General features: G+C 66.1%; 17 protein-coding genes. All 17 read right to left on the bottom strand.

Annotated elements, in window-relative coordinates; genetic code table 11:
* On the bottom strand, window positions 1–399 hold the full coding sequence (locus ACUKCB_RS08140) for a hypothetical protein (RefSeq protein WP_473039883.1): 399 nt from the start codon (window positions 397–399) through the stop codon (window positions 1–3).
* Window positions 396–860, bottom strand: coding sequence for a hypothetical protein (locus ACUKCB_RS08145; protein WP_473039884.1), 465 nt, complete (start codon window positions 858–860; stop codon window positions 396–398). Before ACUKCB_RS08145 ends, ACUKCB_RS08140 begins: the two co-directional genes overlap by 4 nt.
* Window positions 861–887: 27 nt before the next feature.
* Window positions 888–1,490: a hypothetical protein gene (locus ACUKCB_RS08150; RefSeq protein ID WP_473039885.1), complete on the bottom strand. Its 603-nt coding sequence runs from the start codon at window positions 1,488–1,490 to the stop codon at window positions 888–890.
* Complete coding sequence (locus ACUKCB_RS08155; protein ID WP_473039886.1) at window positions 1,487–1,966, bottom strand: hypothetical protein; 480 nt, start codon at window positions 1,964–1,966, stop codon at window positions 1,487–1,489. The genes ACUKCB_RS08150 and ACUKCB_RS08155 overlap by 4 nt, the downstream gene beginning before the upstream one ends.
* On the bottom strand, window positions 1,963–2,361 hold the full coding sequence (locus ACUKCB_RS08160; RefSeq protein ID WP_473039887.1) for a hypothetical protein: 399 nt from the start codon (window positions 2,359–2,361) through the stop codon (window positions 1,963–1,965). The genes ACUKCB_RS08155 and ACUKCB_RS08160 overlap by 4 nt, the downstream gene beginning before the upstream one ends.
* 74 nt (window positions 2,362–2,435) lie before the next feature.
* A complete protein-coding gene (locus tag ACUKCB_RS08165; protein WP_473039888.1) occupies window positions 2,436–2,777 on the bottom strand; it encodes a hypothetical protein in 342 nt (113 codons plus the stop codon).
* On the bottom strand, window positions 2,778–3,215 hold the full coding sequence (locus tag ACUKCB_RS08170; RefSeq protein ID WP_473039889.1) for a hypothetical protein: 438 nt from the start codon (window positions 3,213–3,215) through the stop codon (window positions 2,778–2,780).
* Window positions 3,216–3,333: 118 nt separating this feature from the next.
* Window positions 3,334–4,257 carry a phage major capsid protein gene (locus tag ACUKCB_RS08175; protein WP_473039890.1) on the bottom strand — a complete coding sequence of 308 codons (924 nt, stop codon included), beginning with the start codon at window positions 4,255–4,257 and terminating at the stop codon, window positions 3,334–3,336.
* A gap of 230 nt (window positions 4,258–4,487) precedes the next feature.
* On the bottom strand, window positions 4,488–5,159 hold the full coding sequence (locus tag ACUKCB_RS08180; RefSeq protein WP_473039891.1) for a hypothetical protein: 672 nt from the start codon (window positions 5,157–5,159) through the stop codon (window positions 4,488–4,490).
* Entirely contained in the window at window positions 5,152–6,690 is a 1,539-nt protein-coding gene (locus tag ACUKCB_RS08185) for a hypothetical protein (protein WP_473039892.1), read from the bottom strand. Before ACUKCB_RS08185 ends, ACUKCB_RS08180 begins: the two co-directional genes overlap by 8 nt.
* Window positions 6,691–6,707: 17 nt before the next feature.
* Window positions 6,708–8,264: a hypothetical protein gene (locus ACUKCB_RS08190; protein ID WP_473039893.1), complete on the bottom strand. Its 1,557-nt coding sequence runs from the start codon at window positions 8,262–8,264 to the stop codon at window positions 6,708–6,710.
* Window positions 8,265–8,300: 36 nt separating this feature from the next.
* Entirely contained in the window at window positions 8,301–8,840 is a 540-nt protein-coding gene (locus tag ACUKCB_RS08195; protein WP_473039894.1) for an SAP domain-containing protein, read from the bottom strand.
* Window positions 8,837–9,652, bottom strand: coding sequence for a hypothetical protein (locus ACUKCB_RS08200; protein ID WP_473039895.1), 816 nt, complete (start codon window positions 9,650–9,652; stop codon window positions 8,837–8,839). The genes ACUKCB_RS08195 and ACUKCB_RS08200 overlap by 4 nt, the downstream gene beginning before the upstream one ends.
* Before the next feature lie 146 nt (window positions 9,653–9,798).
* Window positions 9,799–10,491, bottom strand: coding sequence for a hypothetical protein (locus ACUKCB_RS08205; protein ID WP_473039896.1), 693 nt, complete (start codon window positions 10,489–10,491; stop codon window positions 9,799–9,801).
* Window positions 10,488–11,030, bottom strand: coding sequence for a nitroreductase family protein (locus ACUKCB_RS08210; protein WP_473039899.1), 543 nt, complete (start codon window positions 11,028–11,030; stop codon window positions 10,488–10,490). Before ACUKCB_RS08210 ends, ACUKCB_RS08205 begins: the two co-directional genes overlap by 4 nt.
* Window positions 11,027–11,467: a sigma factor-like helix-turn-helix DNA-binding protein gene (locus ACUKCB_RS08215; protein ID WP_473039900.1), complete on the bottom strand. Its 441-nt coding sequence runs from the start codon at window positions 11,465–11,467 to the stop codon at window positions 11,027–11,029. The genes ACUKCB_RS08210 and ACUKCB_RS08215 overlap by 4 nt, the downstream gene beginning before the upstream one ends.
* An 86-nt stretch (window positions 11,468–11,553) precedes the next feature.
* Window positions 11,554–12,177, bottom strand: a complete 624-nt coding sequence (locus ACUKCB_RS08220) for a phage minor head protein (RefSeq protein WP_473039901.1) — start codon at window positions 12,175–12,177, stop codon at window positions 11,554–11,556.
* Window positions 12,178–12,206 lie beyond the last annotated feature (29 nt).

Here is a 12,206-nt window from a genome sequence, read left to right on the forward strand (position 1 = left end):
CTACTTGCGTTTCTTCATGCGTCCGATGACGGGCGGTGTGCCGTAGCTGTCACCTGCGAACGCTGGCGACAGGGCGAGCTGGTCGATCTGTCGGGTGGGTTGCGCAGACCGGGTAGATGGTGGTGGCGCTGTGGGTGTGGGTGCGCTCGACTGTTGTGGGTGTTGGTCCTGTTCTCGCTTGTTGCTCTCGTTCTCGATCCACCCGCGTACCGCTGACCCGTCCTGGTATTTGAGCTGCTCACAGAGGCGGAAGAACACGGCGGTGTCCATCTCCTCGGGGAACCTCCCGTCCGCGACACCCGGCCCCCAGTCAGGCGGCCAGGAGTAGAGGCGCCGAAAGTCCGCATCGACCAGGTCGAGGTGGTCGGCCACCCACATCAGGTGGACGAAGCGGGTCAAAAATTTGTGGTCAGGTCATCCGTCGCTCCTCGGATCCGGTCTCCCACCACCCGGATGATCTGCCCGATCTGCTCTTCAGTGACGTGGTCGCACTCCGCGAGCGCGTCCATCGCCTCGGCCCCGAGCACGGAGTGGACGGCGTTCGCGATGACGACGGTCTCGTCACCGGCCCGCAGATCCCTCAGAACCTGCATGGCGAACTTGGGGCGCACCTTGACGGGGATGGTGTACTCCACGTCCTCCACACGCGGCTGCCCGTCCTCGTCGAGTACCGGCTGCCCGCCCTCGTCTAGCACGGGCTGCTCCTCCAGCACGAAGAGGATTTCCCGCTTCTCCTCGACTGGCTGGCTGGTGTTGATACGGATGGGCTCGAAGGACCCGACCGGCGCGGCCTGCACAGGTTTGGCGGGGGTCGGGCCCTTCTTCGCCCTACTGCTGGTGGTGGTCTTCTTCGCGGTCATAGCTCTCTCCTCCGGTCAGATGGGCGGTTAGGACTCGTCAGCGGTCTCGTCGACGTACTCCACCGGGGAGGTGTCGGAGTCCACGAACATCGCGTTGAAGCTGACCGGGTACAGCCACAGGCCGTCCTTCTGGTAAGCCGACTCCACGTTCTCGATGGACACGCACCGGTACAGCACCACCCGGCGCCGCAGGTTCCCGCCCGGCGCCCACCCGTCCATCACGATGGACAGCTCGTCGGGAAGCATGGCGTCCTGGCCAGCCTTGAGAGTGAGCCGCTTGAACCCCTGACCAGTGGTGATGCGCTCGTCCGGGTCGTGGTTGAGGGCCAGGGCGAGGTTCTCCAGGGTTCCCTGCGCCAGCGACGTGCCGACGAGGGTGTCGCGTTCGGTGAGGCGCTGGCCGACAGCGTCGGGGACCTGGTCGACGGCCATGCGGAAGAACGACTGGTTGTTGGTGAGGGTGACGCCGCCGTCGGTGGCGCCGCAGTCGTGCCACCCGTCCGCTTCGAGGAGCGGGGAGGCGACGTCTTCGGGGTCGGGCAGCACTGACACGCCGAACCGTCCGCGCCACAGCTGCGCGGGTCCGGCGAGGATGGTTTCGCGGTCGACGACCGCGCGGGGTCCACTCATGATTCGTTGTCTCCTTCTTCGGTGAGGTCGACCTGCACCCAGTTGATGGCCAGGTCCATGCGATAGAGGGCGTAGGAGGACGGGTCCATGGGGATGCGACGTGGGGCCGCAGACGTCCACGCGCTGGTCACCCGCGCCCCGTGGTAGCCGGGTCGCAGAGTGAGCGGGGTGTTAAGGGACTGGTTGGTGTAGGCGCCGTCCACAACCAGCTCGGCAAGGTCGTTGGCCTTGCCCCAGTCAGGGTTCAGGGAGTTGGGGTTGACGGCCCGGACGTCCAGTTGCATCACGGACTCGCGCCAGGGCACGTCCGGGTTCTGGTTGCCGCCCGCGTCGGGGCCCACCACGATGAACCCGCGCTCAGCCCATGACTCCTGGTCCTTGGGGAGTTTGGTGGAGCACATGCCGTGCTCGGATCCGGGCAGGGACAAGATCCACGCGACGGCGGTCAGCTCAGCGTTCGCCCGCTTGAGGCTCATGAGTGCCTCGATCCCTTGGGGCGTCCGCGCCGCTTCGACGCCGCCGGGCGCAACGTGGGCTGCGCCGGAGTACCCGGGTGGTTCACGACCTTCACCGGGTGGGCGGCACCGGGCCACCACAAGGCCTGCTTCGAGCGCGGCACGATCTCGTGCGGGTCGGTACCGAACTCCACATGGTCGGCGTAGTCCAAGCTGGACCCGACGTACCTGACACCCTGACGCGGCTTCTCGGTCCCATACGACTCCGACAGCGCCCCCGTGTCGATCGCCGCACCATCACCAGCGTCCTCAGCGATCGCGTCAGCTAGTGGCCCGACCGCGTTACGGTCGACCACAGCGTCCACACGCCGCTCCCACTGCGGGTCCATGACGACCCGCACACGTGGCTCAGCCACGCCATCACCCCCTTGTCCCTTTGCGGGCACCGGTGGTCGTGTTCGGTTGTCCAACCCAGTCGCGTTTGCCGCAGTTAGGGCTGGTGGTTGTCCATGCGTGCGACCTGACAAATCAGGTCACCGACCCGGCCAGCGAGCTTGTGCTGGCGCACGGACTGGATCGCGTAAATGGTCTGGTCGGCCTCATCCCGAAGCCGGTCATCGTTCGTCACCGCAGTACCAGCAGGCAGCCGAATCATCGTGTGCCGCACCACCCGCGGATCCCCCGTCACCGGGTCACGGACCGTGCGGGACTCCTCCGACAAAGCAGCGGTCACACCCGTCACCGAGTCATCGGTGGCCTGCTCGCCCGTGTACTCGTCGACGTCGCCGAGAGTGCGCAGAAGGGTGACGGTCGTGTTGGGGAGAGCGTCCACCTAGGGCCACCCCCACCGCTGCCACGGGAACGCCTGGTCACGCAACGGGCTGTCGCCCAACGCGGACGCGCCGGTCTTGTTGCGGATGTGGCGGCGCCGCTGAGTACGGTCGCCCTTCCAGGACAGGTTCTTGATCGCCCGAGCAGCCAACGGCGCCAACGTCACCGCGTGACCGGCCCCGACCTCGTTGGCGTTCCGCGAGAAGATGATCTTCCCGCCGTCCTGCCCAACCTCCTGGGCGTTCTGCCGGCCCGCGTACCCCGGCTGCTGCGCCTGGTACGCGGCCTGCCAGCACACCGCCTGATTCAAGGTGTGAAGGTCACGAGGGGAGATCTTCTCGGTGTCCAGCGCTGGGGACCGGTTCGCGTAGATACTGACCGTGCCCTGCGCCTGCTTCAACTGAGCCTCGGTGACGGTCTCCCCCGTCACCTCGAACACGTCAGCTACAGTCGCCCACGTCGCCACTACCGCACCCCCTCAACACGGGTTCGGGTGACCAGGTCGCAGCGCCGACCGGAGGAGTGGAGTGCGCTACGACCTGGAGTCACCGAAAAACTCAGGACTCAGCCGCGTCGTACTCCAGAGCCGCGAAGGCGTGCTCGTTACCGACCGCGAACGCACGGAACAGCCGCATCTTCAGCAGCGCCTCATCGGAGTCGGAGATCTCGGGCGGAATGATCTGCGACTCCAGGGACCCCTGGTTGTCGGTCATCCCACGGCCGAAGCCGAGGCCGCGGATCATGTAGTCGCGGTTGCCGATGAACAGGACCGGGTTGCCGGTCGGCGACTTCGTGGCGGTCGCGGAGGTGCGGCACCCGGTCGACCAGGTGACGGGGTAGTTGAACAGGGTGTCGGGGGTTCCGTCCCGGCCCTGCACGAAGATCGGACGGTCCTCGTTGTCCTTGACCCCACGGAACAGCTTCTTGAACACCGGGGACGCGATCGCGACGGTCTCGGACTCCTCGAAGAAGTCAGAGTCCTCGTAGCGGCCAGCGACCTCTGAGAAGTTGTCGTAGGTCGCGTCGCCCACGACCAGGTTCGCGCCACCGGTGTAGGAGGTGTCGGCGTTGGACTGGGTGAGCAGGTAGTACAGGGAGTCGAACGGGACCGTGGTGCCGTTCATCGCGACGGTGGTGCACAGCGCCGAGTTGTCGTAGTACTTGGCGACGCTGGTGGCCCAGTTGAACTTCTTCGTCTCGATGATGTTCGGTGCCGCGTCGGTCAGGTCCTCCTCGGCGATCTGGATCGCCCGGGTGAACTTGCGGCGGGTCAGCAGCACCTCACCGTTGGTGGAGGTGTCGCGGTTGTACGTGCCGCCCTTGGCGGTGTTGTCGACGTCGACGCCCTCTTCACGCGGGACGTGCTTGGTCGCGGTCGACATGAGTTCGGGTCGGGCCAGAGCCTCGACGGCGGATCGCTGAGCGACCCGGGTGATGACGTCGTTTCCCCATTCCTCGGGGATCCAGTCCTCAAAGGTCATGCGGGGCATGACGTTCCTCGCTTCTGGGACGCAGGTTTTCCGAGTCCCCGTCGCGGGGTGCGCTCGCGTTTGGTTCTCGGGTCCCCGTCGCGGGGTGCGCCTGAGCTGGGAGCCGTCACGGCCCTCTACCAGTGATCATACCCGAAACAGTTGAGAGTTCACATGTTCATGCCCTGGGGGCATGAAAGGGCCCCCACGACCACACGGATCGTGAGGGCCCGGCCAGGACGTCAGCGGCGCCCACCACCACGCAACGCCAACGCCTGACGCTCCGACGCCGTCAACTTCTTCCCCCCACCCGCAGCAGGAGGCTGCCGGTCCGCGGTCACCGGACGCCGACGCCGGCGCGGCTTCGGCTCGGGCTCCTCGTCCTTGGGGAACAGCTGCGGGAACTCGTCCTTGAGTTCGTCGATCTGCTCGCCCCAGTCGGCGTCGCCGTCCTCGTCCAGGTCGACGTCTTCCAGGTCGAGCATCCCGGCAAGCCGCTTCGCCTGCGCCTTGGTCAGCCCCTCCCCCGCCAGCGCAGCCGTCGCGGACAGCCGCTTGAGACGGGCCTCTGTGCGCGCGGCGGCAGCCTCAGCCGTCGCAGCACGCTCCGCAGCATCGGAGGCGTCGGTGTCTTCCTCCGTGTCCTCACGGGCAGCACGCCGCGGCGCAGGGGTAGTCGGCCGGGCCTTCTTCTTCGCGGCCAGCCGCAGCTTCTCCGCTTCCCGGTTCGCCTTGCGCAGCGCAGCGTCCTGCTTGGCCAGGCGCTCCTTCAGCTCCGCGATGGTCTCCTCGGTGTCCTCGTCCACACTGTCGTGGTCGACACCCTCTTCGTCGCGTTCGGTGTCCTCGTCGGTCACCTCGATGTCCTCGACATCATCGTCGTCCTGGCGGGTGTCGCGTTCGGTCTCAGCCATTGGTTTCCCCCGTGTCATCGTTTTCGTCTTCTGCCGCAGCCCCCGGCTGCTGGCTCTCATCGGTGCCGTCTTCCACAGGCGGCGGTGGCTTGGTGTCCTCGCCCCCGAGGAACTCCTCCACCTGGTCAGGTGTGTAACCAGCCTCCAGCAGTACCTGCTTCAGAGGCACACCCATGCTGGTCTTGAGGCCTGCGACCTCCCAGAACTCCTTGTCCATCACCAGGCCGGGCGGCGCCCACTCGATGACGACCTCGTCCACGTCGATGTCGACCAGCCGCAGGATGTACCGCCACATCTCCCCGAGCGGCCCCTCCATCCGCCGCTTCAACCCCTCCGCCTTGTCGTTCAGGGGAGCGTCCTCCATCAGCCGGGACAGCCCCGAAGGTTGCTGGCCGGACAGCGGGAAGTAGTGCAAAGGGGTGCCAGTCGTGAACGCCATCAACCGGGTGTACAGCTCGACAGGGTCGTTGAACGCCGCCAGATCCGCAGCAGGGTGCTGGCCGACCTGCTTGGTGCCGGTGTACACATCCTCAGTGCCGGGCCCGTTACGCGCTGACGTTGACGCACCCCCCTGGTGGGAGCTGGTCGGGGCGGCGTCGTCATCCCAGTCGGGGTCATCGGAGTTGTTGTCAAGCTCCGCGCCGGGCTCCAGCAGCCGGAACCGGTGCGGCCACCCGTGGGCGTCCATGGTGGTCAGCTGGGTGATGATGGACTTGTTGATGGCGTCCTGCGGCCCGTAGGCGTCCTTGTGGACCGGAACCCCATAGGGGGACGCGGTCCGGCAGTGGAACACCGGGATCTCCCCACCATCAACCTGGGTGGGTTCGGACTCCTCCAGCTCGTACTCAACCCACGTGCCCAAGGTCTGGCCGGGCTTGTGGTCTGTCGAGAACCAGGGCTCCAACCGGTCGGAGTAGTACAGGTCGACCCGCCACCCGGACGGGCGACCCTCCTCGTCCCATTCCTGCCACCGTTTGATCGCGAACGCTTTACGGCCCGGGTGGTCGGCGTCGTAGAGCATCCGCACACAACGCGGGCTGTTGTAGGACACCTCCACCCCAGCGGCGGCCAACTCGTCATCGGCGTTGTCGTCGGGGTCGTCCTCATAGGGCCACGCCACCATGTACCCGTCACCATCGACGAGGGTGTCCACGATCAGGTCGGATTCGGCGACAGCCATGTTGTTGGCCTTACGGATCTGCTCGATCCTCTTCGTGGCCTCAGGGTTGTCCGGGACAGACACCGACGCGATACGCAACCGGGGAGCGAGCGCGGTCACCGGGGTCTTCGCCAACCGGAACCGGTACCGCAGCGACGTTTGCGCCATCTGCTGCTGTAGGCGCGGATTGGAGGAAGTGAACTCGAAGAACTCAGTGATGTCCCCGTCGTAGTAGGCGCGCGCCTCCTCGTACCCGGGCATGGCCTGGTCCAGGCCTTCGAGGCCGCGCACCACGTCCAATGGCACCCCCGGGGGGATGTTGTCGTAGATACGGCCGGTGTCCGGGCTGGCGGGTGCGATGTTGGTGCCCACAGGTGGTCCTCCCCCTGCTACCTGACGTAGCTGGTGCTGGTCTTGGTGGCTTTCGGTTTGGGGGTGAGGAAGTACAGCACCCCGGAGCACACGGCGTCAGCGACGTCGTCGTGTGCGCCCTTGGGGAACGACGTCATCTCGTCTTCGGCTTTGGGGAGGGGTTCGGTGTGCACGACCCGGCCCCGCTGGTAGTAGTCCAGGGACTCAGCGAACCGGACTTCCTTGGATGCGGACTGGGTGTGCACGAGCAGCTTCACCCCGGACGGCAGGTGGTGCAGGATGGTGCGCCACAGTTCCCCACCCTGGTTGACCTCGATGCGGACGGCTTTGATGCGCGGGAACATGGTGAGGATGCGTAAGACTTCGGAGCGCAGGCGTTCACCGGCGGCTTTGATCTTCTGCGCGTAAGCGACCTCGCACTTACCGGTGACAGTGCCGTCCGGTGACGGAGGCCGGTACCCGACCACCGCGAGCCCGGTCCAGTCCGAGGAACCTTTGGTGGTGACCGCAGGGTCGATCTGCAAAATCCACCGGGTCGCCGCCGCACCCAGGGTCGTGTACGTGAAGTCATCGGACCGCCAGTAATCACCCTCACGACCCCTGGGGTTGTTCTGCATGTTCAGCAGGAACCCGAGGGTGTGCCGGATCGACTGAAGGTAGGCGAGCGCCCACCGTTGCGGCCACAGCGACCGTTCCTGCCCGTCATCATCGACATACAGGGCCGGGTAGTAGCGGACCACGATGTTCTCATCCGACGGCCACTGAGGGAGGTCGGTGGATTTGGTGTCGGTGACCTGCCGGACCAGGTCATGGAAGATCGACCCCGCCATCGTGACCGTCCCCACCATGAGCACGGCGGCGTTCAGGTTCATCGCGAACACCGTCGCGATCACCGAGTGGAGTCGTTTCTCCTTCTGAAAGTCGGAGTAGTTCGACGCGTCCGGCTCCACATCATCAAACAGCAGCAGATCAGGGCGTTTGTTGCGGTGCTTGGTGCCCAGCGTGGACGCGTCGATACCGCGGGCGAGGAACGCCACCCCGGACTGGGAGACGTACATGGACTTGCGGTCAGCGACCGTGGTGCCAGCTTCCCGGCGGGCTGGCGCACACAGATCGGGGTAGTCCTGACGCAGGTGGGTGTTGTCGTCCAGCTCCTCCTTGAACGAGGTGAGGTGCTGTTCGGCCTGCGTCCCACTGTCAGCGAACGCCGCAATGTAGGTGCGATGCTGGTGGGCGAGCGCCCACGCCGGAAGGATCAGGAAGCACCACGTGGATTTCCCGCTCTCCCTTGGGGCAATCCACGCCTCCCTCAACTCCATGGGCTCCAAGTCCTGGCGCACCCACTGACGGGCTGCCCGGCACAGGTCCAGGTGGAAGTCAGAGAAGCTGGTCTGCCCGCCGGTCTCGTTGGAGGACAGGTGGTGGCGGAAGTACAGGATGGCCCACAGGACGGGGTCCATACGGGTGAGTGCCCGCCGCCCTTCGGGGTTGGTGAGTAGCCGTGGGTCGAACTGGCTGAGGTAGGTCAGCCAGTCGAACTGGTCGGCTTTTGTGCGCGGGTCATACGGGTCCACCCTGTGTCACCTCCTCTCGCGTGTGCGGGCGGGCTGCTACTCGACGTTCACCTCGTAGTGGTAGGCGACCTTCGGGCGCTGCCCCTTCTCCTGCACCGGCACCTGCCCGACCAGCCGCACCTGCCCGACCGGGACCTTCCCGGCGTCAGCGGCACGCCGCTGCACCAGCCGGTGGTTCTTCTCGTGCCACCGCGGGTCCACGGTGTCGGGCCGGACTGCGGTCACCGACATCGTGTACACCTTGTGTTCGCGCGTCGTGGCAGCGGTCAAGACATGCTCGCCTTCGGCTACCGGTGTGCGCTCCAGCGTCTTCGAGACGTCCAGAGCCTGCATCACCTGCTCGGTGGTTCGCTCCTTGGACTCGTCGATGTCGGCCTTCATGGTGTCGGCTTCTTCTTGTGTGAGCAGCCCGGTGGGTTCGCTTCCTGCGTCATCCTGGGGCTTCTCCGCCAGTGCGTCGACGTCCTGGAGGCGGCCGATCAGCGCGGGTTTGGTCCCCGACTTCGGCACCCCCCGCTCCTCCGCAAGGGTGCGCAGCTCCGACAGGGTCATCTCATCCAACGGCTTCTCAGTCATGCCATCTCCTCATCGATTTTGGTCAGGAACTCGGCGTAAACCGTGCCGCTCGCCCCACGGAACCGGGCGGGCAGAACATTCTCCATGAACGTGTGATCGCGCTCCCCCACACCCTGTTCGGAAGCGACCACAACGGTGTCCTCCAGAGCGGCAGCAGAGTCGACGTGGTACCCGTACCGGTCCCGGTAGACGGCCGCTTCAAGGAGCTGGCCTTCCTTGCGGGTGAGGTTGCGGGCCGCAGTCAGCCAGCTGGTGAGTACCACCGGGATGTTCAGGGCCATGGCTTCGTAAATGGTGGATCCGCCGTCAGCGATGACCACCTGCGCACCCACGTACTGCTCGTAGGTGGCCTGCCCGCCCGGTGCGTGGCGAGGGTGGGGGGCCAATACCACCTGGAACGTGGTCTCATCGAGGAGCGACATCACATGGTCGCGGTACCACCACGAAGTCGCCCCAGCGCCGGGGGCCTGCCGGTTGCCCTCCTTGTGATGCTCAGAACCACCACCGTGGGTGGGGGCATACAGCACCCGGATGCGGTCGTCGTCAGCCCAGGTGCCGGACCTGGCGACCTCGCCACGGAACAGCGGATCCAACTTCGGATACCCGGCCTCCACCACCTTCGCGGGAGGGACACCAGACGCAACCGCCGTGCGGGCGTGCGCCGGGCCAGGCACGAGCATCCAGTCGAAGTCGCGTGTCAGAGCGTGACGCCGGTACCCCTTGTCGCCGATGCCGTGACTGATGTGCACCAGATTCCCCGCGCTACGGGCCTTGGGCTCGTAACAGTCGAGGTTGGACAGCAGCACGTTCACCGCACCCCTGATGGGCTGGCGGGCGACGGTGTACGCCCCGTCCGGCAGGTGAGCCAGGACCGGACTGATGTACCGGTCGACCTGACCGCCGGGGATGAGCGCCCGTGTCTTAGGGTCCCACCCGGTGGAGTTCGAGCAGAAGCAGATCACGGCCGCACCTCCCCCTTGGGGTCCCAGACGAAGGATCGGGTCAGCGGCGGGGTGAAACCTCGGTCTGCGGGGACCGCTTCCAGTTGCACGTCTTCGGCCAGGAAGTCATCCCATTTGTGGTGCTTGGGGTTCCCGATCTCGATGTCGAGCTGCTTCATCACCTCGACTCGCCGGACCCGGTTGCCCTCCAGGGCGTTCTTCAGGTGGTAGACGCGCACGTCCAGGTGCGGGTGCTGTTTACGTTGGCGGCGCGCCGTGGAGTTGAGGGCGCTGGAGTGGATCCTGCGGTGGCGCACGTCCCCGAACATGGCAGCAACGGGGAACAAGCGCGCCCGCGGCCGGTACTTGAACTGGCCATCCACCCGGTAATGGGTCGGGGTCCACATCTCCACCAGACGGACCATGCGCGGAGCGTGCGGGCCTTCCTCGATGGCTTGGCGGATGACCGGGGCGGCCCCGTCCTCGACCCGCTCATCGGGGGAGGTCAGCCAGAACCAGTCCGCGCCCATCTTCTTCGCGATGTGGCGCTGCTGGCGCCGGTAAGCGCCCTCGTCCTGCCACGGCCCGGCCTGGTGCCGGTTGTCGATGATGTGGACGTCGTCCACGACCTGGAAGGCGTTCTCGATGAACTCCTCCACGAGCCATTCGGGTTCCCACCGCCATCCGCACACAGCGACGAGTTTCGTCATGAGGTCTCCCAGGTCCACAGGGGCGGGTTGTCGACGCGTGGCCACCCCACGGCGAGGGCACCGCAGAACACCCCGGGCCCGAAGGTGCCCGCGAAGTGGGTTTGGTTGTGCTCGCGCACGTTCGGGTTGATGAAGCAGCAGTGCAGCCCGGCCGCAGTAGCGGCCAGGTACATCTGCCCCACGGCTGCGCCGGCGTCGAGGTAGGGCATCCACTCGATCTCCCGGCCCGCCTTGTACGCCTGCGGGTCAGCCATGAGCAGCAGCACGGCGGGGGCGCGGTGAACCCACCCGACCCCGCCCACGAGAAGCCCTCCGAGGAGGGCTTTGGAGTCGCGGTCCGCGACCACCCGCACGGTCACCCCGCGCCGATCACACGAGGACGGGGCACGTTCAGCGGCACGCAGCAGATCTTGGAGCGCCTCGCCTACGGGCTCGTCGGCGAACATGCGGGTGGAGTGGCGTTCCTCCACCAGCTTCTTCAGCACGTCACGCTTGCGCGCCTGGTGAGCGAGGTACCGGTTCTGATACTCGTCGGTCACGTCCGCCCGCCCTTGATCTGCTGCTCGGTGGTTGCCGCCGTGGCGCGCGCTTCCGCGAGCAGCTCCTGCAACGCCACATCAGCCTGAGTGACCTCAGTAACGGTCGCTTCGACCTTCGTTGCGGAATCCAACCCCAGGTATTTAGATTCGCGTTCGAGGAGCTTGATCAACGACAGGGTCGCGTCCTTGTCCCCGGACGCGGCTGCTGCGAGGTGTCCTCGGATGACCGCGTCGATCTGCTCACGACGGCGGGAAATGATGTCATCACGGGTTTCCTGCGGTAGCTGAGCACGCACTTGGGTGAGGATCTGGGAGACACGGGGCTGGGAGATCCCGAGGTCGTCAGCGATCTGCTGTTGGGTTTGGTTGCCGATGGTGTAACGGCGCCACACTTCACCTTGGCGGCCTTCGTGGGCGGGCGAGGTTTTCCCGGTCATTGTTCCGCCCGCCTTTCATAAGTGTTTATAAGAATTCTTTTAGTGTCTACGCCTATTGTAAAGCAACCTTTTATGGTTTGTGTAATTCAGCGGCGGCGGGGCAGCGGACGGCACCGGCAGTTCGGGTGCGCGGGGGGTAGTCCGGTGAACCCGTCCCAGAATCCGTCGCCGGTGAACGAGGTGGTGTAGGCGATCACCTGCCCGGCCATGGATCGGCACAGGGGGCACACGTTTCTTCCGCCGCTGGTGGTCCACACCAGGTCCATGCCGGTGGTGCGCGCGTAGTAGGCGAGACCTTCGTTGAGGGCGGCGTTGACTTTGGTGGTGGCGTCTCGCCACAGGCGGCGGACGGTCTGTCCGAGGTGGGTGGTGGGGTCTTCTGCTGCGGGGAGTGTGCGGGCGGCGTCTTCGAGGATGAAGAGGATTCCGGCGGCGATGGCGAGGTCGCGGAGGAGGGTTTGGGTTTCCTCGTCGTCGGGTGCGGGTGCGTCCTCGCCGGTGACGGTTTCGCCGGTGGTGTGTCCGATGTGGAGGGCGTCTTCGGCGGCTTCGGTGACGAGTTCGGTGATCTCGTCTTGCGCTGCGAGGAGCGCGGTACCGGTGAGGCCTGCGGCGATGGTGGCTGCTAGGGCTTCGTCGATGTCGGTTTGGAGGTCTTCTTCGAGGGGGGCGAGTTCGGGGGTGAGGTCGGGTGGTAGTGGGGTGCTCACGTGCGCCTCCTCGGGGGTGTGCCCGGGGC

The sequence above is a fragment of the Nocardiopsis moroccensis genome (genome assembly GCF_055763695.1).